This is a genomic window from uncultured Campylobacter sp. (genome assembly GCF_938017615.1).
Taxonomy (GTDB): domain Bacteria; phylum Campylobacterota; class Campylobacteria; order Campylobacterales; family Campylobacteraceae; genus Campylobacter_B.
In genome coordinates, this window is sequence record NZ_CALIJA010000021.1 from 1 (window position 1) to 25732 (window position 25732).

Annotated in this window: 21 protein-coding genes and 1 pseudogene; 9 read left to right on the forward strand and 13 right to left on the reverse strand. The window is 47.6% G+C overall.

Features of this window, described 5'->3' with window-relative positions; translation table 11 throughout:
• From Q0620_RS00945 to serA, 5 genes and pseudogenes are all read left to right on the forward strand, one after another.
• Nucleotides 1-601: pseudogene (locus tag Q0620_RS00945) on the forward strand (phenylalanine--tRNA ligase subunit beta); the annotation flags it as partial.
• The gene (gene aroA, locus Q0620_RS00950) at nucleotides 598-1872 is read left to right on the forward strand and encodes a 3-phosphoshikimate 1-carboxyvinyltransferase (RefSeq protein WP_298782830.1); all 1275 of its coding nucleotides are present in this window, start codon (nucleotides 598-600) and stop codon (nucleotides 1870-1872) included. The pseudogene Q0620_RS00945 and the gene aroA, both read left to right, overlap by 4 nt.
• Entirely contained in the window at nucleotides 1862-2698 is an 837-nt protein-coding gene (locus Q0620_RS00955; RefSeq protein WP_298782831.1) for a 4-hydroxy-3-methylbut-2-enyl diphosphate reductase, read from the forward strand. The genes aroA and Q0620_RS00955 overlap by 11 nt, the downstream gene beginning before the upstream one ends.
• 112 nt (nucleotides 2699-2810) lie before the next feature.
• Nucleotides 2811-4478: a 30S ribosomal protein S1 gene (locus tag Q0620_RS00960; protein WP_297902399.1), complete on the forward strand. Its 1668-nt coding sequence runs from the start codon at nucleotides 2811-2813 to the stop codon at nucleotides 4476-4478.
• Nucleotides 4479-4531: 53 nt separating this feature from the next.
• Nucleotides 4532-6109 carry a phosphoglycerate dehydrogenase gene (gene serA, locus Q0620_RS00965; RefSeq protein WP_298782832.1) on the forward strand — a complete coding sequence of 526 codons (1578 nt, stop codon included), beginning with the start codon at nucleotides 4532-4534 and terminating at the stop codon, nucleotides 6107-6109.
• 643 nt (nucleotides 6110-6752) lie between these two features.
• On the opposite strand, the gene Q0620_RS00970 is transcribed toward serA, so the two are convergent.
• The 4 genes from Q0620_RS00970 to Q0620_RS00985 all read right to left on the reverse strand — a co-directional run bounded on the left by Q0620_RS00970 (nucleotide 6753) and on the right by Q0620_RS00985 (nucleotide 11037).
• Nucleotides 6753-7229: a DUF3137 domain-containing protein gene (locus Q0620_RS00970; RefSeq protein WP_298782833.1), complete on the reverse strand. Its 477-nt coding sequence runs from the start codon at nucleotides 7227-7229 to the stop codon at nucleotides 6753-6755.
• 24 nt (nucleotides 7230-7253) lie between these two features.
• Nucleotides 7254-7703, reverse strand: coding sequence for a hypothetical protein (locus Q0620_RS00975; protein WP_298782834.1), 450 nt, complete (start codon nucleotides 7701-7703; stop codon nucleotides 7254-7256).
• A gap of 241 nt (nucleotides 7704-7944) precedes the next feature.
• Nucleotides 7945-10107 (reverse strand): DUF1007 family protein, encoded by a 2163-nt coding sequence (locus Q0620_RS00980; protein WP_298782835.1) that lies wholly within the window; start codon nucleotides 10105-10107, stop codon nucleotides 7945-7947.
• Between the two features lie 3 nt (nucleotides 10108-10110).
• Entirely contained in the window at nucleotides 10111-11037 is a 927-nt protein-coding gene (locus tag Q0620_RS00985; protein ID WP_298782836.1) for a zinc ABC transporter substrate-binding protein, read from the reverse strand.
• A 114-nt stretch (nucleotides 11038-11151) separates the two neighbouring features.
• Here Q0620_RS00985 and Q0620_RS00990 point away from each other — a divergent pair, with 114 nt between their 5' ends.
• Nucleotides 11152-11505, forward strand: a complete 354-nt coding sequence (locus tag Q0620_RS00990; RefSeq protein WP_298782837.1) for an HTH domain-containing protein — start codon at nucleotides 11152-11154, stop codon at nucleotides 11503-11505.
• Between the two features lie 134 nt (nucleotides 11506-11639).
• The gene (locus Q0620_RS00995) at nucleotides 11640-12080 is read left to right on the forward strand and encodes a hypothetical protein (RefSeq protein ID WP_291939615.1); all 441 of its coding nucleotides are present in this window, start codon (nucleotides 11640-11642) and stop codon (nucleotides 12078-12080) included.
• Between the two features lie 854 nt (nucleotides 12081-12934).
• Here the strand turns inward: Q0620_RS00995 and Q0620_RS01000 are convergent.
• From Q0620_RS01000 to rpmB, 4 genes are all read right to left on the reverse strand, one after another.
• On the reverse strand, nucleotides 12935-13165 hold the full coding sequence (locus Q0620_RS01000) for a YdcH family protein (RefSeq protein WP_298782838.1): 231 nt from the start codon (nucleotides 13163-13165) through the stop codon (nucleotides 12935-12937).
• A 245-nt stretch (nucleotides 13166-13410) separates the two neighbouring features.
• Nucleotides 13411-14604, reverse strand: a complete 1194-nt coding sequence (gene argJ / locus Q0620_RS01005) for a bifunctional glutamate N-acetyltransferase/amino-acid acetyltransferase ArgJ (protein WP_298782839.1) — start codon at nucleotides 14602-14604, stop codon at nucleotides 13411-13413.
• The gene (locus Q0620_RS01010) at nucleotides 14597-15727 is read right to left on the reverse strand and encodes a potassium channel protein (protein ID WP_297960908.1); all 1131 of its coding nucleotides are present in this window, start codon (nucleotides 15725-15727) and stop codon (nucleotides 14597-14599) included. Before Q0620_RS01010 ends, argJ begins: the two co-directional genes overlap by 8 nt.
• Before the next feature lie 18 nt (nucleotides 15728-15745).
• A complete protein-coding gene (gene rpmB / locus Q0620_RS01015; protein WP_040304421.1) occupies nucleotides 15746-15937 on the reverse strand; it encodes a 50S ribosomal protein L28 in 192 nt (63 codons plus the stop codon).
• Between the two features lie 144 nt (nucleotides 15938-16081).
• On the opposite strand from rpmB, the gene rpe reads away from it, so the two are divergent.
• Both rpe and Q0620_RS01025 read left to right on the forward strand, forming a co-directional pair.
• Complete coding sequence (gene rpe, locus Q0620_RS01020) at nucleotides 16082-16723, forward strand: ribulose-phosphate 3-epimerase (protein ID WP_298782840.1); 642 nt, start codon at nucleotides 16082-16084, stop codon at nucleotides 16721-16723.
• A 21-nt stretch (nucleotides 16724-16744) separates the two neighbouring features.
• Entirely contained in the window at nucleotides 16745-17542 is a 798-nt protein-coding gene (locus Q0620_RS01025) for a 3'-5' exonuclease (protein WP_298782841.1), read from the forward strand.
• Between the two features lie 1859 nt (nucleotides 17543-19401).
• Here Q0620_RS01025 and Q0620_RS01030 read toward each other — a convergent pair.
• The 5 genes from Q0620_RS01030 to Q0620_RS01050 form a co-directional block, all read right to left on the reverse strand.
• Complete coding sequence (locus tag Q0620_RS01030; RefSeq protein WP_298782842.1) at nucleotides 19402-20538, reverse strand: glycerate kinase; 1137 nt, start codon at nucleotides 20536-20538, stop codon at nucleotides 19402-19404.
• A 394-nt stretch (nucleotides 20539-20932) separates the two neighbouring features.
• The gene (locus tag Q0620_RS01035; protein ID WP_298782843.1) at nucleotides 20933-22309 is read right to left on the reverse strand and encodes a GntP family permease; all 1377 of its coding nucleotides are present in this window, start codon (nucleotides 22307-22309) and stop codon (nucleotides 20933-20935) included.
• A 1100-nt stretch (nucleotides 22310-23409) separates the two neighbouring features.
• Nucleotides 23410-23832, reverse strand: coding sequence for a Sua5/YciO/YrdC/YwlC family protein (locus Q0620_RS01040; protein ID WP_298782844.1), 423 nt, complete (start codon nucleotides 23830-23832; stop codon nucleotides 23410-23412).
• Between the two features lie 13 nt (nucleotides 23833-23845).
• Nucleotides 23846-24745 (reverse strand): DMT family transporter, encoded by a 900-nt coding sequence (locus tag Q0620_RS01045; protein ID WP_298782845.1) that lies wholly within the window; start codon nucleotides 24743-24745, stop codon nucleotides 23846-23848.
• Nucleotides 24746-24927: 182 nt separating this feature from the next.
• The gene (locus Q0620_RS01050) at nucleotides 24928-25569 is read right to left on the reverse strand and encodes a hypothetical protein (RefSeq protein ID WP_297941469.1); all 642 of its coding nucleotides are present in this window, start codon (nucleotides 25567-25569) and stop codon (nucleotides 24928-24930) included.
• Nucleotides 25570-25732 lie beyond the last annotated feature (163 nt).

Sequence of the window (25732 nt, forward strand, 5' to 3'; positions counted from 1 at the left end):
AAGGCTAGGCTTTATAGCTAGCGGACTAAAAGCCGAGCCTTCTATCGCTGCCGGCGCAAAACCCGCTGCGGTGGATTTTTTGTATTTTGCAAATTTAATCCAAAGCGTCATCGGTAAATTTAACGTTAGACTCCCGAGCGAAAATTTGAAATTTTTAAGCGAATTCGAGCAAGCTCAGATCGAGCAGGGCGGCGAAATAGTAGGCTTTATCGGGCGCGTGGATTACGCCGTAGAAGCAGGGCGCGATCTGGATAAAAGCTATCTGTGCGAGATCGATTTTTCCAAGCTTAAATTTGAAAATATCGTAGCGGACGCTTATTCGAAGTTTCCTAGCGTATCGCGCGATCTAAGCATTTTGGTGCCGAGCGGAATGCGCTTCGAGCAGATTAAGCAGTGTATAGACGCCCTTAGAATCGAGGTGCTAAAGGAGCTTATCCCGAGCGATCTTTACAGCGACGAAAGCCTGGGCGATTCAAAGAGCCTGACGATCAGGCTTGTTTTTCAAGACCTTCAAAAAACCCTCTGTGACGAGGAAGTCGCGGGCTTTACCGATAAAATTTTAGCCGCTCTTAGCAGCGAGCTAGGACTTGGGCTGCGATGAGAATTTTTACGCAAGCGGGCCCTTTACGAGCGGAGATCTCAAACATCGCCGCGGATAAATCGATCTCGCATCGTGCGGCGATCTTTTCGCTGCTAGCGGAGGGGACGAGTAAAATTTCAAACTATCTAGCCGCCGAGGATACGCTAAATACGCTAAAAATAGTGGAGCTTTTGGGTGCTTGCGTGCAGCGCGACGCGAGCGAAATTTTAATCACTCCGCCGGAGGTTATCAAAGAGCCGAACGTCCCGCTTGATTGCGGTAATTCTGGCACCGCGATGCGGCTATTTATGGGCTTTTTGGCGGGACGCGAGGGCTTTTTCGTGCTGTGCGGCGATCGGTATCTAAGCGAGCGCCCGATGAGGCGCGTTGCGGATCCGCTTTGCAAAGTAGGCGCTAAAATTTATGGACGAGCAGGCGGCGAAAAAGCGCCGATTGCGGTGCTAGGGCAAAAGCTCGGGCATTTTGAATACGCGAGTAAAATTGCGTCCGCGCAGCTTAAGACCGCTCTTATTTTAGCGGCCTTGCGCGGCAGCGGGTGTAAGCTTAGCGAGCCCGAGCTTAGCCGCGATCACAGCGAGCGGATGCTAAAAGCGATGGGTGCGCAAATTTCGCGAAACGGACTTGCGATCGAAGTCGCGCCGCTTAGCTCGCCGCTTAAACCGCTTGAAATTTTTATCCCAAACGATCCTAGCTCGGCGTTTTTCTTCGCCGTCGCCGCGGCGATAACTCCCGGCTCGCGTATCGTGCTAAAAAATATGCTGCTAAACAAAACCCGCATAGAGGCGTATGAAATTTTAAAACGCATGGGCGCTGAAGTAAAATTTCACAAAACGAGCGAAATTTACGAGCAGATCGGCGACATAGAGGTCGCTTACGCGCCGCTTCACGCCGTAGAGGTGAGCGAAAATATCTCGTGGCTGATAGATGAAGCGCCGGCGCTTGCGATCGCCTTTGCTTGCGCACAGGGAAGTAGCGTGCTTAAAAATGCCGCCGAGCTGCGCGTAAAGGAGTGCGACCGCATAAAGGTAACCTGCGAAGGGCTTCGCGCCTGCGGTATCAAGGCTCGCGAGCTGCAGGACGGCTGGCAGATCGAAGGCGGCGAGGCGAACGCGGCGATCATCACGCCGTGCGGCGACCACCGCATCGCGATGAGCTTTGCGATTTTGGGTTTAAGATCGGGGATGATCATCGAGGATAGCGATTGTATCGCGACGTCGTTTCCAAATTTCGCCGCGATTTTAAGACAGATCGGGGTCGGCGTTGAAGATTGAGATGGCCAAAAGCTACGGCTTTTGCTTCGGCGTCAAGCGTGCGATCAAGATCGCAGAAAGCGCCGGTGAGGCCGCTACGATCGGCGAACTGATACATAATGCCGAAGAGATTAACCGTTTAAAGCAAAATTTCGGCGTCAAAACCCTGGAGGGCGTTAGCGAGATTACTGACGAGCAAAAGCTCATCATCCGCACCCACGGCATCCAAAAGGACGATCTGCAAAGATTAAAGGCGCAAAATAAAGAGCTCATCGACGCTACCTGCCCCTTCGTGACCAAGCCGCAGCAGATCGTAGAAAAGATGAGCGCGGAGGGCTATGATATCGTGATCTTCGGCGATAAAAACCATCCTGAGGTAAAGGGCGTGAAATCCTACGCCAAAGGAAGAGTTTACGTAGTGCTAGAGCCCGCGGAGTTGCTACAGATCAAGCTTGGGACTCGCGTCGCGCTCGTTTCGCAGACTACGAAAAAGATAGAAAATTTTACCAAAATCGCGGATTTTTTGATGCAGCGCGCGAGGGAGCTGAGAATTTTTAATACGATTTGCAATGCGACGTTGGAAAATCAAGAGGCCGTAAAGAGTCTGTCGCAAAAGGCTGACGTGATGATAATCGTAGGCGGAAAAAATTCCTCCAACACCAAGCAGCTTTTTTTAATTTCGCAAAATTTTTGCAAAGACAGCTACCTTATAGAAAACGAAAGCGAGCTTGAGCGGTCGTGGTTTGAAAACAAAAGCCTCTGCGGCATCTCCGCAGGAGCTAGCACGCCCGATTGGATCATCAAAAAAGTGGTAGCTCGGATCGAAAGTCTAACGCAGAATTTATAAGCCCTCTTATCAAATTTACTCTTAGAAATTTATCAAATCGAAAGCAAATTTTGGCTAGAATCGCGCATTTTAGTTCTTTTCAAAAAAGCACAAATAAATTTAAAGGAAGCATATGGCTGAGGTGAACGAGAAGGTTCAAAACCACGCAGAGGAAGATTTTGCGACATTGTTAGAGGAGTATGACGCCGGGAAGTCTCGCGACGAGGTTGTCACAGGTAAGGTTATCGCCCTTAAGGACGGCGAGGTTTTCATAGACGTAGGCAGGAAGTCGGAGGGCATTTTAGACGCCGCCGAGGTTAGCGACGAGCAAGGAAACCCGCAGGTTAACGTAGGAGATGACATCAAAGTCGCTATTATCGGAAGCAGAGGCGGTCGCCCGGTCGTATCGTATAAAAAGGCTCTAAAGAAGGAAAAAGTAAAGGCGTTCATCGACTCCTATGATGAAAACGCAGAGAATGTCTATGACGTTAAAATTCTATCATTTAATAAGGGCGGTTTCGTTTGCGCTAACGCAGATGATGTGGAATTTTTTATGCCTCGCTCGCAAAGTGCGCTTAAAAACCCCAATGGCGCTGTCGGTAAAAATTTCAAGGTAAAGATCATCAAGGTCGATAGAGATGAACAAAGCATCGTAGTATCGCGCAAGAAGCTGCTTGATGAGGATCGCAAAGCAAGCAAAGAGGCGATCGAGAAAGTAATCGCTACTGAGGGCATCATCGAAGGCGTCGTCAAAAAGATCACCACCTACGGTATGTTTGTAGACGTAGGCGGCGTGGACGGACTCGTGCACTACAGCGAAATTTCATACAAAGGTCCTGTAAATCCAAGCTCACTCTACAAAGAGGGCGATAAGGTTCCGGTTAAAGTTATCAAATACGACAACGATAAAAAGCATCTCTCCCTTTCGATTAAAGAAGCGATGCCAGATCCTTGGAACGAGATCAAAGATAGCCTGGAAGTGGGCGATACTATCCGCGTAAAAGTAAGTAATATCGAGCCTTACGGCGCGTTTGTAGATCTTGGCAACGACATCGAGGGCTTTTTGCATATCAGCGAAATTTCGTGGGATAAAAATATCAAAAATCCGAAAGATTTCATCAGCGAGGGCGAGGAGCTTGACGTCGAGGTCGTAGAGATTAACCCTAGCGAGCGCAGATTGCGCGTGAGCCTTAAAAATTTACTTACCAAGCCTTTTGACGAGTTCGTTGCTAAGCATAAAGTGGGCGACGTGCTAAAAGGCAGCGTCACTACGATTACGAATTTCGGCGCGTTTGTGAGGATCGACGGCGTAGAGGGGCTTTTGCATAACGAAGACGCTTCGTGGGATCGCGGCGAGAAGTGCAAAAATTTATTCAAAGTGGGCGACGAGATCGAGGTTAAGATCATCAAGATCGACAAAGACACTCAAAAAATTTCTCTAAATCACAAGGAGCTCGGCGATAGCCCGATTAGCGAGTTTGCCAAGAGTCACAATCAAGGCGATGTCGTAAAAGGCAAGATCCGCGATATTAAAGAGTTCGGAATTTTTGTCGAGCTTGGAGGCGGTATCGACGCGCTTATCCGCAAGGAAGATCTTGGCAACGTAAGCGTAGATAGCCTAAAAGTAGGCGACGAGATCGAGGCTGCGATCGCTTTCATCGATGAGAAGAAAAACAGAATCCGCCTAAGCGTGCGCAGACTGGCTCATCAGAAGGAGCGCGAGGCGCTAAACGAGATCAATAGTAACGACGACGAGAAGCAAAGCCTAGGGGATCTAATCAAAGATCAACTAAATAAATAATTCCTCCCGCAAGGCATCCCCGCCTTGCGGACCTACTTAAAAGGTTAAATTTAATGAAAACTATCATAGTCTGCGACGCAATCCACAAAATCGGTTTCGATCTGCTTAAGCAGGAATCGGACGTTAAAGTAATCGACGCCACGAGCGTGCCCAAGAGCGAGCTATACGGAATTTTAGGCGATGCGGATGTTGCGATCACCAGAAGCTCTACGGCGGTGGATGAGAAATTCCTTGGCGCCGGCGCCAAGCTAAAAGCGATCGTGCGCGCGGGCGTGGGCGTAGATAACTGCGACATCGACGGCTGCTCCAAGCGCGGCATTATTTTGATGAACGTACCTACGGCAAACACCATCGCCGCGGTCGAAATGACCATGTGCCATCTGCTAAATGCGGCGCGCAAATATGTAAATTCCTGCAACGATCTAAAAATTAATAGAATTTGGAAGCGCGAGAAATGGTACGGCACCGAGCTTTATAAAAAGAGCCTCGGCATCATCGGCTTTGGAAATATCGGCTCGCGCGTGGGGGTGCGTGCGCTTGCGTTTGGGATGAACGTCATCGCCTACGATCCGTATATCGAGCCCGAAAAGGCCACGAAGCTCGGGGTAAAATATACGAAGAATTTCGATGAAATTTTATCTTGCGACTTCATCACGATTCATACACCGAAAAATCAAGAGACGATAAATATGGTAGGCGAGCCGCAAATAGCGAAGATGAAGGACGGCGTGCGCCTAATAAACTGCGCCAGAGGCGGGCTGTATAATGAAAAAGCGCTCGTAAACAATCTACGCAGCGGCAAGATTGCGTATCTTGGCATCGACGTTTTCGATAAAGAGCCTGCTACCGATCACGAGCTTTTGGATATCGAAAATTTAAGTGCGACTCCGCATCTTGGCGCAAATACGCTCGAATCGCAAAGCAATATCGCCAGGGAAGCCGCAGAGCAGGCGATCAGCGCCGCGCGCGGCTTAAACTATCCAAACGCTTTAAATTTGCCGCTTAAGCTCGAGGATTTGCCGCGCGGTATCGAGCCGTATATAAATTTAGTGTCCAAAATGGCCTATCTTGCGATGCAGATCAACAAAGGCCCTATCAAATCGATTCGCATCGAGGGCAGTGGCGAGGTGGTTCAGTATCTAAAATCGATGCTCGTTTTTGCGATCGTAGGCGCGCTGCACGATTCTTTGGGCGATTCGCTAAATTATGTCAATGCTAAATTTCTTGCGGATGAAAAGGGGATCGAAACGAGCTTTGGCGAGCTTGCAAACAGCGTCTATAAAAGCGAGATCGCGGTTAAGGTTACGACCGACAAAGCGATCTCAAACGTCGCGGGCACCGTGTTTGACGGAAGCGAGGAGCGCATCGTAAATATCGGCGGATTTAAGACCGATTTTAAGCCGAAGGGCAAGATGATAATCTTCAAAAACACCGACGTACCGGGCGTTATCAAATCCGTAAGCACGATCCTGGCTGACGAGAATATCAATATCGCGGACTTCCGCTTAGGCAGAGGCGAAGAGGGGGATGCTTTGGCAGTCATTTTGGTCGATTCCGAAGTGCAAAAAGGCACGCTTGATAAGCTGGCGGCGCTTCAAACCTGCCTAATGGTGCGCTACGCGGCGCTTTAATATTTTCCCGCTTAGGGGGCGGAATTTTAAATTTCGCCTCATACAATTCTTTATAATTTAAATTTACAATCCAGCCTACGACGGCGTTTGATGAGGCGACGCGGGAACGCGCGGCAAGGATTTTGGCGGAACTTGATATATGCGCAGAACCGGCGCTTGAGGTACGTTGCAGTATGCGCCAGGCAGATACCTTTTAGCGTGCGGCTTTTGTAAACGCCGCGTGCGCTCTAAATTTAACTCTCGCCCTGAGCTTGCTTTTAAATTTAAATTTCGCCCTTGTAGATCTGTTTTTAAATTTCATCATCGCGGGCGCCGCCGATTAAATTTTGCCGCTATGCGAGTTCGGTATCCAAAGCTAGACGCCGCGATGCAAAACGCGGTCAAATTTTATTTATTAGACACGGCAAGGCACTTTTGCTTCAAATTTATTTGCGGCAGGCGCTTCATTTCTTTAATCGTATCGCTCGTTAAATTTCGGGCAGTTGCCGAGCGAGAGCGATTGCATTGTTGATTAAATTTCGGGCAGTTGCAGAGAGATTACACCGCTGATTAAATTTTACGTTTTGCCGAAATTATGCTTCGCCGAAAAATTCTGTCTAGCCTAAAATGAGCAGGTACAAAATTTCAGCCGCAATGCACCCTGCTAATTTGTGAGTTTGAGCGTCTCGATTAGGCTTAAAATTTTGCGGATCTGCGTTTGGTATTCGCGCGCGAGCTCTATGCTAGCGGGTCTATCAAAAAGAGTAGTTTCGAAAAGATCGGGCGCACCGTTTAAAAATAGATATAAGCGCTCATCCATAAATACCGCGCTCAAGCTGAACTCGCCGCTCGTTTCGCGATTTATTTCGCGCAGACGCTCCATAAACGCGGGCGTTAGCAGATAGCGCGCTTCTGCTTTGTCATCCGCAAACACGCGAAAATCGCGCATAAAATCCACATCGTCCATCATCTCTTTTTCGCCGAAGATCTTGGCGTTTAGCTCCCTGCTTACCACTATCGTTTTGCCCGAGGTTTTTTTCGCGAGCTCGCAGATCAGTACGTTGCCGTCAAAGTCCATATAGTTATCGTAGAATATTTTGATCAACATAATCGCCGCTATTAGCGGATTATCCGTTTTCATGTAAAACCTGCTATTGCTATGTACCTAGCTGAGGCTAAATTTAATCCCGCAGTACACGCCCGCAATCCGATCCTCGCTTTTGATCCTAGATTTCCTATAAATTCTAAATTTTTGAAATTCCTCCTCTTGCATGCCGGTATATGGATCGTATTTTAAACCGGCATCTATATCTTTTATTACGGCGCGGACGAATATCTCTTTATAAAATTTGTAGTAGCGAATTTCCGCTTCGCTTTCTTGACTGGCGCAATGCATAAGAAATATCCAAAAGATATGAAAAAGGATCAAGACGCTCGAAAATTCGGCAATTTCTATTAGAGGAGTGTCTGCTTTAACGCAGTTTAGAAACACTAATACGAACAGGACCGCAAAAAAGGCGGCTATACTGAGGTAGTAATATCTATTAAAAACTCTAGCGCACGCTTTTTGCTCGATTAAAGTTTGTGAAATAGCATCTTGCAAAGAAGGCGACATATCTATCCTTGAGAAAAATTTCGCCCGTATTGTAGCGAAATTTAGCGGAATTCATAAAGAGCGAATTCCGCTGCATAATTAATAGTCGAAATCGGAGCTTAATTTACGCAGTCCGTGCGACGTAAAATTTTAAAATCTTACTATTCTGAAAACAATTCGCATTGGATTTAAAATTTAATGTATCGCATAAGCTTATATTTCACGCGAGCCGCTTTTGTAAATTTGCGTTCAAATTTTGCGATCACAGTATCCTGAGGCTGTCTGAGATGAAATACATAAAAATCCCGAGCCCAAACATCACGAAAAGCCCCGCAAATTCGACGTAAAGCTTCAGGCTAACGAGCCGCTTCGAGCTTAGCTCGTTTGCTTTCGCGCCGAAAAGCGCGGCTAAAAATATCACGACGCTCATTCCAAAACCGATGAAAAGCGCACTTGCGACGCTAAGCACGAAGCTTCCGAGGCTGAAGGCAAGCACGAAAATAAGGATCGTGCCGGGGCAGGGCACGAGCGCCGCCGCAAGCGCGATAAGCCACTCCCGCCCTCTCTCGCTGCCGCCAGTCGCGCCATTTTGCAGCGAGTAAGACGAGGTTTGGTTTTTTAAATTTGTAGAATTTAAAGCCCGTTTTTGCTTGTTTTGGCTAGACGAGTTTTCTTCTAGGCTTGCGGTTAAATTTGAATCCGAATTTATCTCTGCCGTTGCGGAGCCTAAATTTTTGGCATCCAAATACTGCGCGGATTCGCCACTTTGAATATTAAATTTAGAAAATTTATAGCTCTTTGACGCTGCGTGAGCAGAATTTCCGGCGTTTGCAAACGCCGTATTTTTTAATCCAGCGCCTGTTCTTGCGGTATTTGCGGCGGAAGCGCAAGCGGTGCAGGAGCAGCCCGTATCGTGGTGGGCGCCCGATCTTACGCGGCGAGCTTTGTCGTAGATGATGAGCGCGGTTATGACGATGATCAGAAGCGCTGAAATTTTCGTTGTGATCGAGGCGGAGTTTGCAGAAACTATGCCTGCAACGTTTTGCAGCACGAACATGCTCGCGCTTACCAAAACGAGCGCTCCTAGGACGTGTAGAAGCCCGATTTTAAGGGCAAATCCAAAGGCCTTGATGTAGCTGCCGCCATGGGCTAAGAAATAGCTCGCCGTTAGCAGCTTCGCGTGCCCTGGGCCTGCCGCGTGGAAAAAGCCGTATATGAAAGAAAGCGCCAAGACCCATAGGATGGTGCTCGCGCTTGCATGCTCGCTGCTTGCGCGAAACGCCGTTTTGAGGCTTTTCATAAAATCCATCGTCTTTTGCGCGACAAATCCCAGTGAGACCTCTTTGTGCTGCTCGCTTGAAATCTCGTCGCTGTCGGATGTGGCGCCGTTTTTGCTCGCGTTATTTTGCGCTAAATTTAAAGAACTCTCCTCGGGCGGCGTCGCTAGATTTTGCGTAGAATGCGCGGAATTTAAAGAGTTATCTTGGATCGCAGCAAAATTTTCGCCCGCGCCTTTATCTGCAGGCGCCGCAGAATTTGCGGGACTACCTTTTGCATGCGCGTCCTTTTTAGCGGCTTTATTAATCTGCGCGAGAGCATCCGAAGCGGCGATATTTTTTTGCGCCTCTACTGCAGCCTCCGAAACGATATCACCAACCGATCTTTGGTTTGATCTGCGCGCCGAGCTGGCATTAGGTTTTCCTTGCCCGCCTTGCGCAAGTTTATCCTCTGAGCCCGCAAGGCTCTGCTCGCTAGATGTAAGTTCGCTCTGCGTTAAATCGGAGTTCGGCGCGCCTGAAATTGGCGGCTTTTTATCTGCGATCTTTGGCTTTTCGCCGCTAAATTCTATAAAAGTGGTGGCTAAATTTGAATTAGGCTTCGCTACAAAGCCCTCGCCCAGATTAATGGGCTTGTCGTCAACCATTTTGAAATTGAAAAATCCCTGATCGTCGTTAATGGAAATTTTAAGAACGCGGTTATTGCGCAGCTCGAAGCCGACTTTTTGATCGAACTCGAACATGAGTCTGCCCTTTTTGACGAGGCTTATTGCGTTTTTAAAATTTCCCTTAATTTGCGTGCCTACGAGGTTGCTAAGCACAGGTTTTGCGTTTTTTGGCGCTTGATCGTAGAATTCCGCTTCGCAAAGATAATTTTTGGGGGTTAGATAATCGGTCATCGCCTTAGTTATCTCGGCAAGCTCACTATTTTCAAGCTTGCCGTTGGAATTTATATCGTAGGTCTGCATTATGACGTCGGTAAAATTTTGAGAGAAAAGCCACGAAAAATGCAGACTCGCGATCTTGCCGTCTTGTGCGACGGGAGTGATGCTAACGTGCGCAGTGGGCGTGTATAGGGCGCACAGAGCGCACGCAAATATCCGCGAGCTAAAGATCGCGGATAAAAGTAAAATTTTAATAAATTTCATCAACTACAAATTTTCTCCGAAAACGTCGATCGTCTTTTTCATCGTCTCGTACCAATCTAGCGGCAGCTGATCGATCTCTATCACCTTTGCGCCCGTTTGCGCGGCAATGGTTTGCGCTGCCTTTTTGGAAAACTGCGGTGCGACGAAAATCACCTTGATCTTTTCCTCTTTGGCTTCCTCGATTAGCTCGGCTAAATCTGCAGGCTTAGGCTCTTTGCCCTCCACTTCGACTGCGATCTGCTCCAGATCGTATCGATGTGCGAAGTAGCCCCAAGACGGATGATAAACCATAAATTTCTTTCCCTTGACGCCCGCTAACTTCTGCTTTGCGTAGGCGTCCAGCTCGTCCAGCTTTTTAGCAAATTTATCAAAATTTGCTTCGTAAATTTTAGCATTCTTAGGATACTGTTTGGTTAACGCGTCTTTAATATTTTTAGCTTGAATTTTTACAAGCTGCGGATCGAGCCATATATGTGGGTCTAAGCCGCCGTGATGGTGATGGTGCTCGTGCGCCTCGTGGTCTTTGTCGCCATGCTCATGATGCGCGTCATGATCGTGATCATCGTGATGTGCGCTATGATCATGTTTGTCGTGATGGTGATGCTCTGCCATAGCCATTTTGGTAATGCCATCTTCGGTGCGGATTATCTTCATCTTCGGATACGATGCGGCAAGCTTTGGTAGCCAGACTTCATCAAATTCTATACCGACTGCAAAATACAGATCGCTATTTTCTAGCATTTTCATCTCCGAAGGCTTAGGCTCGTATGTGTGCGGATCAGCGCCTTTACCAACCATCGTATTTACCTGCAGGGTATCACCTGCGATCTGTTCAACAAAATACTTCGTAGGAAGTATGGTCGTGGTGACCGTAGGTTTGGCGAATGCTACGCAACTAGCTGCTAAAAGCGTGAAAACAAGCTTTTTCATAAAATTCCTTTCCAAAAAAAATTGCGGAAGTATATCAAAAGCAACTTAGTTGCAACTTAATATAAATTTATCTAAATTTCGCTATCATCGCTTAAATTTTAAAAAAGGCGTAAAATGGATCCCAAAGATTTTTTAGCGAGTCACGATATCGCTCCTACAGCGCTTAGAGTGCAGATCGTGCAGATCCTAAGCGAGAAAAAATGCCCGGTAAGCTATGATGAACTAGTAGAACAAACGGGCGCGAATAAAACCACTATATATCGCAATATAGCGCTTTTGGAAGAGAAAAATTTGATAATTACCAGCGAAAATAATCATAAAAGCTTTTATGAGCTCACCGACGGCGTCAAAGCGTATTTTATCTGTGAAAGCTGCCATAAAATGGAGGAGATTTCGATGCCAGCTTTGCCACAAAAAAATGTCAAAAGTGTGCTTGTGCGAGGATTGTGCGAGAAGTGCGGCGGCTGAGGCAGTAAATTTAATCAAAAGCGCCAAAGAAATTTGGCTAAAACGCTAGGGCAAAATTTAACCGATTTTTAACGGATTTTTATAAAACAAACGATATAATCCGAGCGTTTCATATTTTAAAAGGGAAAAATTCAGTGAATAAAAACGATACGATAAAAGCAATAGAGAAGTTTGTGAGTTCTCAAGAAATGACGATGTTTCGCCTGAAAAAGGGTATCTACGGCGATGCGATGAAAAATCTTGATCAGGTTTTTACGCCGTATAAGGAGTTTGCCGAGTTTTTCAAAAATCCCGCAAATAGACTGCAAGAGCTGTTAGGCAACATCGCGTACGAATCGATTTTAAACTACACTGAAGCAGGGCTATCGCACTGCGAGAAGATCCACTCGATCTATTTTGTGGAATCCAAAGGACTTTTCAAAAGCGGGCTAAAGTATATCGAGCCTGATGCGACCGCGAGAGAAAGAGCCAAGAGCTATTACGATAAATTGCTGGAAAATAATGAGAAGCTTAACGAATATATCGATATCGGCTTGCAAAGGCTACATGGCTTAGAAGCAAAGGTTTTCGAGTAGACTAGCTTTGGGATTTGATTTGCGCGGCGAAATTCTATCGCAAATCCTTAGCGCTTAAAATCCTATGATTAAATTTCATACCTTTTACAGATCCACTTATACTATTTAATTCCGCGTTAGCGTCGCTTTTAATTACGCATATAGCAAATAGGGTGGCTTGAGTAATTCCGTGCCGGCAGGCATTATCCGATACGATCAAAGAAATAATCTAAATTTTTAAAGCTCAACGAAGCGGGTTAAAATAAGCAAGCTTGGCTAAATTCCGTGGAGAGACTAAAGCAGGCTCTAACATAAACTAGTGCTTAGTTGGAGGTATGAATTTAAAATTTCGCGGTTAGCGCGAACGGGAATTTAAAATTCTAGCGCTACTTTAGATTTCTGCGAAATGCGGAATTTTAAAGTAGGTATTGCGCCCGCAATAAGCAAAACGCAGGATTTGAAATTTTCTAAAAATGCTCGCTGCAAAGTAAAAATTTAAGAGCCAGGCTGCAAGGCGATGCGGCGTAAATTTTAATTTACTCTGCAGCGCAAAATATTCAACAAGAGATATTTTTAGAAGCAGAAAGGGCGATAGAGAGCCGTAACGAATTATATTTGATTGCGCTAATACCGCATTGTTGGTATATGCAGTGATGTAGCGATACGTAAAAATTATTTAGCGGTGTCAATATGGTGAAGCGTGCGGTGTAGATTTTAACTCGTTTTAGCACGCTGTTTTAATATTTCTATCGCGCGCGGCAAATTTAAGCGGTTAAACTTATTGCGATTAGAAAATTTTAAACGCGGATTAAAGCTTGGCGGCGAAATCAGCCTTGCTAGCACTTTGCTGCATCTTAATTTCGCCGCAAGCAACTTTATTTATCTACCTTTTCGGCTTTATATTGCGCTAGCAAGCTGCCTAGCTCATCTTTTATGCGAAGCTTTTCCTTCTTCATCGCATCGATCTCCAGATCGCTCATATGCACTCTGCCGGCTTGTGCGTCGGCGATCTTGTGATCCAGCTCGTCGTGCTTCTCAAAAAGCGAATCAAATCTCGCGTTTTTGCCTTTTAACTCAGTGATTAAATCTCTGTATTCATGAAACATGCCTACTCCTTTAAAAAATTTATTCAAGTATATCAATAAAGCGCTTAAAACCTAATTTCAGCTATCAAATTTAGACTGAATTTCACGCATGAGATTCCAAATTTTAAGAGGTAAAATTTTTAGCCTTTAAAAATTTAAAACAGGCAAATTTAAATGATAAAATTTTAAGAGCAGAGCTTTAAAGCCCTGCTGCTTTCGCTATTTTCGAGACGAGATTTTTAGGTTATGAAGCAAGCTGTGAATCTTTATGATCTATAATCGGCGTTGATTTTTACGTAGTCGTAGCTAAGATCGCAGCCGTACGCGCTAAACTCGCCATCTCCGAGCCCCAAATCGCACCAGATCGTAAAGCTTTTTTGCTGCATTACGGCGTGAGCCGAAGCCTCGCGAGCGGCGTCCAGCTCGCGATTTTGCGCGTCATAAAGCAGCACGTCGTCGTATTTGATACGCAGCTTTTCTTCGTCGCATTCGATACCGCAGGCGCCTATGGTGGAGGCTATGCGACCCCAATTCGGGTCTTCGCCGAAGATCGCCGTTTTAACAAGCGGCGAATTGCTTAGCGCCTTTGCCGCCCTGCGGGCATCCCCAGCATTTGCGGCACCGCTTAGCCTAAATCGCACCAGCTTGGTTGCGCCTTCGCCGTCTTTTACCAGCATTAGCGCAAGCTCGTGCGTCAGAGCGTTTAGCGCGGACGCGAAGGCCTCCTTTTCGTAGGCGCATTTGGCGCTGCTGCAGAGCATAATCGTATCGTTGGTGGAGGTGTCGCCGTCGACGCTTACGGTGTTGAAGCTCTGCTCCGCCGCTTTTTTTAGCAGCTCGTCCATATCCGCGCGCGGGATTTTTGCGTCGGTCAGGACGAAGCAGAGCATGGTCGCAAGCGCAGGATTGATCATACCCGCGCCCTTGCAAACGGCTGCGATGTGAAATTTCTCACCGTTTTCTAAAGAAATTTCATACGCAAGCTCCTTTTTTATCGTATCTGTCGTCATGATGGCGGTGGCTAGGGCGTCTGAGTTTCGCGCCGAGAGGTTAAAATTTTGCGCGGCGACGATAATTTTTTCCTTTTTGAGGCGGTATCCGATGACGCCGGTCGAGCTCATAACGGGGTTTATCAGAGGGATTTTTTTGCCAAGCTCGCTAAAAATTTCATCGATATCGGCGATGCCTTGTTCTCCGGTCATAGAGTTTGCGTTTTTAGAATTTACGAGGATAAAATTTGTTTTAAGCTCTCCACCCGCGCGCTCTTGCGCCCTTTTGAAATGCCTAATCGGCGCTGCTTGAAATTTATTGCTCGTAAAGATCGCGCTTACGGCAAAGGGCTCATCCGCGCGGATAAATCCTAGATCGTTACCCTCTTTTTTAAAGCCCGAATTCACGCCGTCAAAATAGAAGCCCCCCACATTTTGCAGTCCAAGCTCAAGCGGGACGATTTTAAACATATCTCATCTCCTGCGGCTTGTATTTGCTGCGGATGAGTTTTTTGGTGTTGCGGATACCCTCGGCGGTGCCGATGACTAAAAATTTCACTCCAGTACCGATGAGGTAGTCGCCATCTGGCATCGGGATAAAGCGACTGTTGGGCTCTTTGATTCCCACGACGTCGGCGTTTGTAAAATCACGCAAGCGAGTTTCTTTTAGACGCTTAAAGCGGATCCACGAAAAATCGGGCACCGTGATCTCCTCGATATCGATAAGCGAGTCTTTTTTATACAAAAACCGCTCCAAAATGTTTTCCATATCAGGACGCACACTTATCGCCGAAAGCCTCTGCGCAGCGAGTTTGGATGGTGAGACGATAGAATTTGCGCCGAGTTTTTTTAGCCTCTGCGTGTCGCTGTCATCATCGCTATTTGCCATGATGAAGTAGGGGGTGATGCGACCAAGCTCCTTTTCGTATAGGCGCACTAGCGAGATTATTGCGATATTATCGGCTAAATTTGGACTTAGTGTGATGACGGATTTTGCAGATGACAGATGCGCTTTTAGCATTGTAGTTTCTACATGCGGCTCGCCTACGATGAAATATGGATAGCGGTTTTCCTCGGCGATTTTGGCTAGAGCGGGATCGGGGTCGATCACGACAAAAGGTAGATGATTTTCGCGAAACTGCTTGGCAAGCTCGGCGCAGTAGATGTTGTTGTAACAGATAATGTAGTGGTTTTTGAGCCTTGCGATGTTATTGATCATTCGTTGCTCCCTAAGTAAATTTTGAAGTTTGCCGTTTTTTATGACCTCGACGACGACGCCCAGGCAAAACGAAAAGGTTCCAAAGCCCATGAGGATGAATAAGACGGTAAAAATTCTACCCGCGGGCGATATCGGCGCTACTTCGGTAAAGCCTACCGTCGTGAAGGTCATACCCGCCTGATAAAAGGCATCCACGAGCGAAAAGCCCGCTATAAAGACATAGCCTAATGTGCCGATTAGCATCATCAGCACGATGGTTATCAGCGGTAAGCGAAATGGACGTAGCTGGTCGTAAATTTCTGTGTAGAGGTTGATGTCCGGCTTAGTCGAGCCGGACCAGTCGAGGAATCGCTTGATCTTGTCCAAAACAGACATAAATTCCTCTTTGAGGGGTTATTTTGATTGTTTTTTCATAGTTCGTAGAGTTGAGGCGGCTACTTTGATTCGTCTGGTTGAGCCGTCTTCTAGCTGAACGCGGATGGTGCGTAGATTGACCTGGAATTTCTTTTTGGTTCTGTTATTTGCGTGGCTGACGTTGTTTCCTACCATCGCACCTTTGCCGGTGATTGCGCATCTTCTTGCCATAATAAATCCTTGATGATTAAAATAAATGGCGATTATAGCGAAAAAATTTCAAATTATGCTTAAAATCCGCTGCGGTTTAAATTTAGCGAAATTTATGACAAAACTAAGTAAAATTCCGCATCTTGAAATTTTAAAGGAATCTTAATGTATGTCGCACCCAGCATTTTATCGGCGGATTTCGGAAGGCTTGCGGAGGAGATTCGCGCAGTCTGCGAGGCGGGCGCCGATCTCATTCACGTAGACGTGATGGACGGGCATTTCGTACCCAATCTCACGATCGGACCGCTCGTAGCAAGCGCCGCGGCAAAGGCGAGCAGCAAGCCTTTGGACATTCATTTGATGGTTAAAAACGTGCCGTTTTTCGTCGATCTTTTTTTGCCGCTAAAGCCGAAATTTCTTAGCTTCCACATCGAGGAGGAGCAGCACCCTCTGCGCCTCATAGATCATATCCGCCGCAGCGGTGTCTCGCCCGCGGTCGTGCTAAATCCGCACACTCCGCTTAGCGCGCTGGAGTTTATCTTGAGCGAGGTCGATATGGTGCTTTTAATGAGCGTCAATCCTGGCTTTGGCGGACAGAAATTTATCCCCTCGGCGCTTGAGAAAATTAAGCAGCTGCGCGAGCTGATCGATCGCAAAGGCGCAAAATGCCTCATCGAGGTCGACGGCGGCGTAAACGGGCTGAATATCGCAGATATCGACGAAGCGGGTGCCGACGTCGTGGTAGCGGGCAACTACATATTTTCTTCAAACGACTACGCAGGGGCGATCCGTGCGCTTAAAATTTAGGCGCGGCACAGGGGTAAAATTTTGACGCATAGAATCGAAAATTTAATAAATTTACTGGCTCAAAAGAGCATAAATTATCACGATTTTATTGCTAAAGCAAGCGATATTGCCGAAATTACCGAGCTTTTCGAGCCCAAAGACCTCTCGATGTGGCGGGCGCTGGGCATAGAGATAATAAAACTCGACAACGGCAAAATCACGCTCAAGACCCGCGAGACGGACATTTCGGATGGAATTTTTTGCTTCGTAGATATCGAGACGAACGGCGGGCTCTCAAATGGCCAGATCATCGAAATCGGCGCGATAAAAACGCGCGGCACGCAGGAACTCGATCGCTTCGAGAGCTTCGTTTACGCGCCCGTCGTGCCCGAAAATATCACGGAGCTTACTGGGATCTGCGCGAACGATCTAGTGGGCGCACCGCCGCTAGCTAGCGTGCTGGAGCGGTTTAGGCTGTTTTTAGGAGATAGCGTTTTTGTGGCGCACAACGTCAAATTTGACTACGGCTTCATCGACGCGAGCCTGCAAAAATGCGGCTTTGGGATGCTTTTGAATCGCAGGCTCTGCACCGTCGAGCTCGCGCGCCGTACGATCGAGGCGCAAAGATACGGGCTTGGCTCGCTAAAAGAGCTTTTGGGCGTGCAAAACGTCCACCACCGCGCATTTAGCGACGCCGTTTCCTGCTTTGAAATTTTCAAATTCGCGCTCTCGCGACTGCCGTGGAGCGTGCAAAGCACCGAGGACCTGATACTTTTTAGCAAAACCGCAAAGAGCCTGGCGCTGCCTAAGCCGCAGATTTCGGAGCGCGGCGAGGGCTAAATTTTATAAATCGCGCGCCGAATTAAGAGATGAAATTTTAGTGAAATTTCGCGCCGCCGTTTGAGAGGTAAATTTTACGCTTTTAAGCGGCGGCGCTTTAGTCTGCGCGGATTGCGGTAGCGTAAATTCGATCCGAGCGATTTTGGCGGGCAAATCGGCGCGTATGGACCTAGATTTTGAAATTTTACCCTTGCCGTAGCGATTGAATGCGCACAAATCGCGGCGGCGCAAATTTAAAGCGCTACTGCGGCGAGATGTGATTGCGAGCGAACCGAAAGGGCGCGAATTTAAGCAGGCGTGGTTTTAAATCGCATTGCGATCACACCGGATTTAAGTGCAAATGCCCGCAACAGCGCCCTTCACGTATGCCGGCTAGGCGGATTATGCGATTTTAATTTGCTCGGGCGGGTGCGGCGGCGAGTGCTCGTGGAGCCTTTTTGCTTTCGCGGTTTTGATTTTTGCGGCGATAAATTTTGTGCCCGTCCGCAGTTTTACAACCTTGCTTCGGGCGAATTTTATGAGCGCTTGCAGTCGCGCGGATGCGTCCGAAGCGTCGCGCGCTTTAAATTTAAAATTTAGCCTAGACGCGCGAATTCGATGCTTGAAACTCTAAAATCAATAAATTTTGCCCACGCCTGCGCGTCTTTTGCGTCCTAAAAGCGATAAATTTAGCGTGTCCGCACTGCCGCGGCAGATACGCTAGGCGCGATGGCTTTCTGCATTCGCCGCTTGGAATTTTGATTTTAGCTTGACGACCTGGTCGGTACGTGCCCGTGCCGCAAATTTTAAAATAGAGCTTTATAAAATTTCACGGCGCCGATCGCAAATTAAATTTCATAAATTTTTATCGCAAAAAATACAGCGCGATCGGAGCAAAATTAATGCAAACCCACTCTTACCATAGTGGCGTACGGCGACTGCATATGCACTAAATTTAGCGATAAGCAAATCCGCGATCTTAATAATACAAATTTGCGCAGACGCAGCCCGCCTCTCATCAAAGCGTCATCGGAGGGCTGATGGGCTTTGCGAGCGAGCGGAGTAATGCGCTGCCACCATCTTTGCAGAAGCGCGATTTTGCGATTGAGCGGTCTTTTTCGCCTCAAGACGGACATATCGTAGGCTAAAATTTAAACGGAATTTTAAAAGAGGATAGCTGCTTTTAAATTTACGTTGCAAATCTCATAGGCTGCGAATATGGCGTTAAATTTTAAAATTCTATCTGCTTTAATCACGCCTTGAGGTTGTATTGTGAGGGCTAGCAAGTCGCCTGATTAAAAAATGGATTTTAAATCATTCCTAGCGTATATGCTTGCGCAGTAAAGTAAAATTTTGCGCCGGAAATTTCACGCCGCTACGCCACTGCCGAGCTGCCCGCCGTCTTAACTCTCATCCGATCGCTCCGTATTTTCAAACGCGCTAGAATTTCGGTAAAGCTCCGCTTTAATGTAAAATTTTATCCACTTACCGCGGTCTGTGGTGGATGAAATTTTGCCGATCGCCGCGCGGTATTTGCTTGCCGCGCATGCACGTCATAGCCCGTATCCTCTTGCCGCAAGCCGCCGCTTTACTAACGTCCATCGTTGTAGGTTCTCGCCTGCTTCTTAGCGTATATTTTTTATGCCTTGCAAGCTGCGCGTCACCCCATCTGCGTCAAGATCGCGCCGTGCCTTTAAAGCACGCAAATCTATCCTGCATAAAATTTCGCTTCTTCGCCGTGCTCGCCGCCTGCCGCACTTTGTCATTCTTGTCTGTTGCGAGCCGTCGCCGTCTTATTTCGCAACCGCACCTGCCACGCATACATACCGCGCTCGATGTAAGCTTTAGCAGGCGCGCCTTAAAATTTCAGCCCAAAAGCCCTATTTAGCGCTGCGCCCTAGCAGAAACAATCTCACTGCTTGTTCGGCGACGCGGGCTAAATTTTGTGTCGCGGTCTCTTTTTCCATTGCGCGCTCAAGGCTCATCGGTTCGTTTAGGATGCAAAAAAATGCGCCTATGCCTCGCTCATTACAGCCGCCGGCGCAGGGCGAGATACCGCCTGCCAGCGCGATTACGGGCACGCCGTAGGAAGCGGCAATCTTTGCGACACCGCAAGGGGTTTTGCCCATTGAGCTTTGAAAATCGAGCCTTCCTTCGCCTGTGATGACGAGCTTGGCGTCTTTCATATCGCGATCTAGCCCGATCTCTTCGGTGATGATGTCGATGCCTGGCTTAAGCGTCGCGTTTAGAAAGCTTACGAAGCCAAAGCCTAGCCCGCCGGCAGCTCCTGCTCCGGGGCTATTCCAAAGCTCGCATCCAAGATGTTTGCTTACGACGCTTGCAAAATTTATAAGTCCTGCATCGAGCTGCTTTACCATCGCTGCATCCGCGCCCTTTTGCGGAGCGTAAATATATGCCGCGCCGTTTTCGCCAAAGAGCGGATTATCTACGTCGCAGGCGATAAGAAACTCGCATTCTTTAAGATGCGGCAGCACCGAAGTGCAATCTATCGTGGCGAGTTTAATCAGATCCTCGCCCGCTCCCGCAAGCTCTGCGCCATTTGCATCTTTAAATTTAAAGCCGAGCGCGCGCAGCATACCCATACCCGCGTCATTCGTAGCACTTCCGCCGATGCCGATGATAAACTTTCGCGCGCCGTGCGCAATCGCATGCGCTATCATCTCGCCAAAGCCATAAGTGCTCGTTTTTAGCGGGTTGCGGCGCGATTTTTCGATGAGCGGCAGACCCGATGCGGACGCCATTTCTAAGATGCCTAGCTCGCCTTTTAAGGCGTAGCGCGCGGGCGTTTTTTCGCCTAACGGATTTGCTACGATGACGTCCATGAACTTAGCTTTTAGCGCGTCTGCAAGGGCTTCAACGCTTCCTTCGCCGCCATCTGCGATAGGTTTGACGAACACCTCGCAGCCTAGCTTTTCGATGCCTGATTTTACGGCGTTGCCCGCCTCAAGCGAACTAAGCGAGCCCTTAAACGAGTCGATCGCGACTAAAACTTTCATATTTTTCCTTTAGCTGGTATTTTAAAATTTTGGAATTTTACAGCGCGTAGGCTAAATTTACGATGACAAGACTGAAGCAAGAGTAGAATTTTAAAATCTCGTTGCCAAATTTATGGGGGCAAATTTTAAAATTTCATGTCGTGGAATTTTAAAATTCTGTAAGCCATAGAATTTCGGCTAAATTTTAAAATTCCGTAGCGATAGAATTTTAAAATTTCGCTCCTTGAGGCTTTGTGTGTAAATTTAAAACTCCGCTATACGAAATTTTAATATTAAGGCATTTGCGCGGTACGGCTAGCTACGTAAATTTAAAGAATCTTATGTAGCTAGCCGCTGGTAGATGCCCGTAGCGCTCCGCACTGATTTAGCGCGGTAGCGGCTAGAATAAGCTAGCTTAGATCAAAAACAGCGACAAAACCCAAACGCTGATCATGCCCGTAATGCCCATAATTAGGGTTAGCATAGTTTGGGTGCGGTAGCCTTGCTGCGGGTTCATCTTGCTGAAATTCGTAACGACCCAGAAGTAGCTGTCGTTAGCGTGCGAAACCGTCATCGCGCCCGCTGCGATCGCCATCACGACGAGTGCGCCGGACATTTCGGAGGTGAAGCCCAGTACCTGCATTAGCGAGCCGTCTGCGTTAAATGCGCCCATAATCGAAGCTGTAGTGATGATCGCAACGGTGGAGCTTCCTTGCGCGGTTTTTAAGACGGCTGAGATTAAGAACGGGAAGAAAATCCCAGCGGCTTTAATGGCAGTCGCATTGTCCTTGATGTAGGTTACGAAGCCGGCGTCGGTGATGACCTTGCCTAGCACTCCGCCCGCTGCGGTGATGAAGAGGATCGGGCCTACGATTTTTAAGGATTCGTTGGTGATCTCGCCAAATTCTCCTAATTTGCTGGTTTGTACGAGCAAAAATACCGCAAAAACTACGCCCAAGGCTAGCGCGATGATAGGATTTCCTAAAAATTGCGAAATTTCGCCCGCAAACCCGCCTACTTTTAAGATCTTGGCGACGGAACCCAGCGCCATAAATAGGATCGGCACCAAAATAGGGGCTAAGCTTAAAAATCCGCCCGGCAATTTGCCGTATTGTTTAAGCAGATCGTCGTAGCTTTTGGCGATGACTTCATTCGCTTCGGCTTCGCTTATATGGACGCTTTTGGCGACTTTTTTAGAAAAAAAGTATGTGGCGATCAGCACCGGCAAGGACACTACCGCGCCCATTGCGATTACGAGCAGCAGATTGCCGCCTAGACCCACGGCGCCTGCTGCGGCGATCGGTCCGGGAGTCGGCGGGATGAATACGTGTGAGGCATAAAGTCCGCCGGAGAGCGCTACTGCTAGAGCGACCGGATTTTCGCCGATTTTTTTGCTGATCGCTTCGCGGATCGGGTTTAAAACGACGAAGCCGCTGTCGCAAAATACGGGGATACCCACGATCCAGCCCATTATGAGCATCGCAAGCTCGGGGCGCTTCTGCCCGACTACGTTTACGACCATATCGGCGAGTTTGAGCGCCGCGCCCGTCTTTTCGAGCACGGTGCCGATGAGCGCGCCGAAGATTATGACGATACCGATACTCTTAAACGTGCCGCTGAAACCGTCGCCGATAATCGCGGGGATCTTGGCTAGCGGTATGCCCGCGACGATCGCGAGCGCCAGGGAGATAAGCATTAGCGCCAAAAATGGGTGAACGCCTGCTTTGGAGATCAAAAAAATCATCACGACGACCGCTATGGCGAAGCAGATGATTAACGCAACACCGCTCATAAAAGCTCCTTGAATGGATTTAATTTGCCCGCAAGCGGTTTAAGCTTAAGCTCCGTTTGCGCCTCAAATTTAATGCGGTAATTTTAGCGAAATTTTAATATAAAGCAAGAAAGGCGGCGTTAAATTTATGGAAATTTATGATTTATGCGGAAATGATGGACTAGCTAGCGGAATTTATCGGTTGGAATTTATCGGTGCCGCACGGCGAGAGGTGGTTTAAATTTTAAAATTTGCAGCGTTTGCTACTTTGATATGCTGTTTGTTTTAATGCGTTGCGCGGCGGGCGACGGAAATTTTATCGAGGATCGGCTGTGTGGCGCAGCAATGGCGGCATCGCGCTTGCGCTTTATACGCAGCTTTGGCGGCTAGGCGGCGTGAGCGATGCGGACGGCTTTGCGCGCTTGCTGCGGCGGAAGTAGTAATAGCGGTGAGGTAAAGCAATAATAGTAGCGATGGGGGCGGCGATAGCGACGATGAAAGGCGATAGTATCGGCAGCGGCGGCTATGAGGCAGCGGTGAAATTTTGATTTTGGCGGCGTCAGAGAAGCTTTTCTTAAAGATGAAATTTTAATCAAAGGCAGGAGCAGCGTCAGTAGAACTTTGATTAAAAACGGTGCGTAGCGACTCTGGTAAAAACTAGCGGCAATGCCCGATCTCTAAAATTTTAATCGAAAATACTCGGGATACGAGAATTTTTAGTGATAGTATTAGCTCGCCTGAGTTAAAATTTTGATTGAGTATTTGGCGATAGAATTTCATTCAAAGCTAGCAGTAGTGAAATTTTCAGCTTCGAGAACGGCAGGAATTTTATTACTTGAAGGCAGTGGGGGGGGGATTTACAGCTTTTTATATGATTTTTCGACGAGTCTGCCGTGAACTTTTCTGGATTTTTCAAAATTCCTGGCGGTCTTTGCGTAGTCTATCTGCGGCGGGATTTCACGGCTCGGCTAAATTTACAGAGTCATTTTAAATTTAGAAGGTCGTTTTAAATTGTGCAGAGGACAAAGTAGCCGAAACGAGGCGTCCGGTTTTAAATTTGCAAAGCCGATTCGCTCTCGCCTCTTTTTTGTGCTCTTTGCGCGTGTAAATAATCGGCAGCTCTATCTAATCCGCAAAATTTTAGTTTTTGAAATTTTATATATTTTCGAGCTTGCGTTTTGGCTGAAATTTTGATCCACGATCTCGTCCGCCGCCGCTTTCGCCCAGGCTTCGTCGAAGTTTTGTCCGTTTAAATTTGCACTGCTGGAGTAGAGCCAGTCAAATTGCCTCAAAAACTCCTCGTGAGCGCACTCTTTCACGACGCGCACGGCGGTGCCGTTCGGATATAAAAAAGTCGTTTTCCTCGCGCGGCGCACTAAATTTTTAAATTTAGTGGGCACGCGAGCGAGATTTTTTAGCTCGCTAAGCTTTGCCGTCGTTATGAGGCAGGGTTTGTCCGTCGCTCGGCGTTTGAGCGTGTTTATCTCGCGAAAATCCTTGCTCAAAAACCCAGCCGTCGTATCGGTCTGCGCCAAATAGATCATCTCTCCTCCAAATTTACGCCTTTTTCCTATCTTTAGCCAGTAAAAATATGCACGAGATAATGAGCGTAAAGCCCGCAAAATCAAGAAACACGAACTCCGTCCCCAGCCAAAAATAGGCAAATGCCGCCGCGCTAACGGGCTCGATGCACGCTATCATACTAGCCCTGCTTGCGCCTATTATCTTTAGCCCCGTCATATAAAAGCTAAACGCGCATATCGTGCCCAAAATCACAACCGCCGCAAGCGCCGCAAAGCCCTGCGCGTCGCTCACGCCACTTAGCTGCCAAACCCGCGTGTAAAGCGCGAGCGCGCCGCCGCCGATGACCATGCCCCAGCCTAAATTTAGCGCGACGGGGTATTTTTGATTTAGCTTCGTTGGGATGAGACTATAAATCACGACGCCAAGCGCGCTAATGAGGCACCAAACCAGCGCCTCCGCGCTGATAACCAGCGATCCCAGATCGCCGTGGGTGGCGAGCAGCACGACGCCCAGCACCGCGAAAATGAGCGCGATGAGCTCGACCTTTTTAGGCACGCGTCGTTCTAAAAAGCAAACGACGGCGAGGATGAGCGCGGGCGCGGAGTACTGGATCACGGTCGCGACGGCGGCGTTTGAGAGCTCGACACCGCAAAAGTACGAATACTGCGTCATCATAAGCCCAAAAAACGCGTAGATGAGCAGCTGCGGCAAAAGCACGCGATCTTTTAGCGGCGCAAAGGCTAGGCGCGGCGAGCGAGCGATGTAATACGCTACCATCGCAAGCCCGGCGAGGCCTAGGCGGTAGGGTACGAGCCAGTCGGCGCTAACGCCCTTTTGCGTGAACAGATACTGCCCGCAAACACTGCTAAATCCCCATAATACGCCGCCAAGAAGCGTGATGAAAACGCCGAAAAATTCGCTCTGTGATCTCATTTGCCGCCTTAAATTTAAAGCCAAAGTATACAAGCTTATGCTTAAGCTGGGGTTAAATTTGGGCGAGAGCTAGCAGGGTAAAGCTAAATTTTGATTAAAGCGTTTCGCGCGTAAAATTTGAGCTAACTTTGGCTCATTTATTGACGAGTGCGGTCAAATTTAAACAAGCTTTAACGAGTCGGCTAGCGACATCCGAAAATCCGTCCGAAAAACGCAGCCGTTTGGCGAGCCCTAAGCAAAATGAACGCCCGAAGCTGCCTGCAAATCTGCACAATAAGATATGCCGACATCATCACACAAAAATTCGCAATGCCAAAGCCGATCATTTCATAGTATGAAAATAATTCTAGCCTCATCTGTGCTATGAACTCTCGCGTCGGGCGATAAGAGTGCCATATGCTATAACCAGAGTAAAAATCATCCAGTCCGCCGAAAATCAAAAAACATACGATAAGCGCAAATAAAATAATGCCTTGCGAAAGCGCTTGGGCGTTGCTTTTATTTTCCTCAAGCCTACCGGTAGCCCCTTTTGTCACGCCGTAAAGTCCCGCAAACAGCAAACAAACTAGCATAAAAAAGCACAAATAGCTAAGATGAAACGACGCTACGTCGCCAAAGGCGGTTTTAGTCTGCGCTACGCTTATCGCAGGATAAAAATCCGCCATAAATTCCGTAAAGCCTCTAAAATCTGCGTGAGCGGACAAGATGTCTTCGGGCACGATAAATAGGCTTAAAGCAGCCAAAACATAAGCGATCAGGCTAACAAAAAAGGCGATTTCAAGCTTCCTTGCGGCCAATCTTAATCTTACTTTTAGTCTTATCATTTTCTTGCTTTATATTTTGATCGCAAACGGCACAAGCGGGAATCTAAAGAAATTTTAAATTCCGCGCGCCATGCGGTAGGATTTTAAAATTTCAGAGTCTATGGTAGCGCTCAGCCAAATTTAGAATGCAAATTTAAAATCTAAATTTGGCTGAATTTATGGA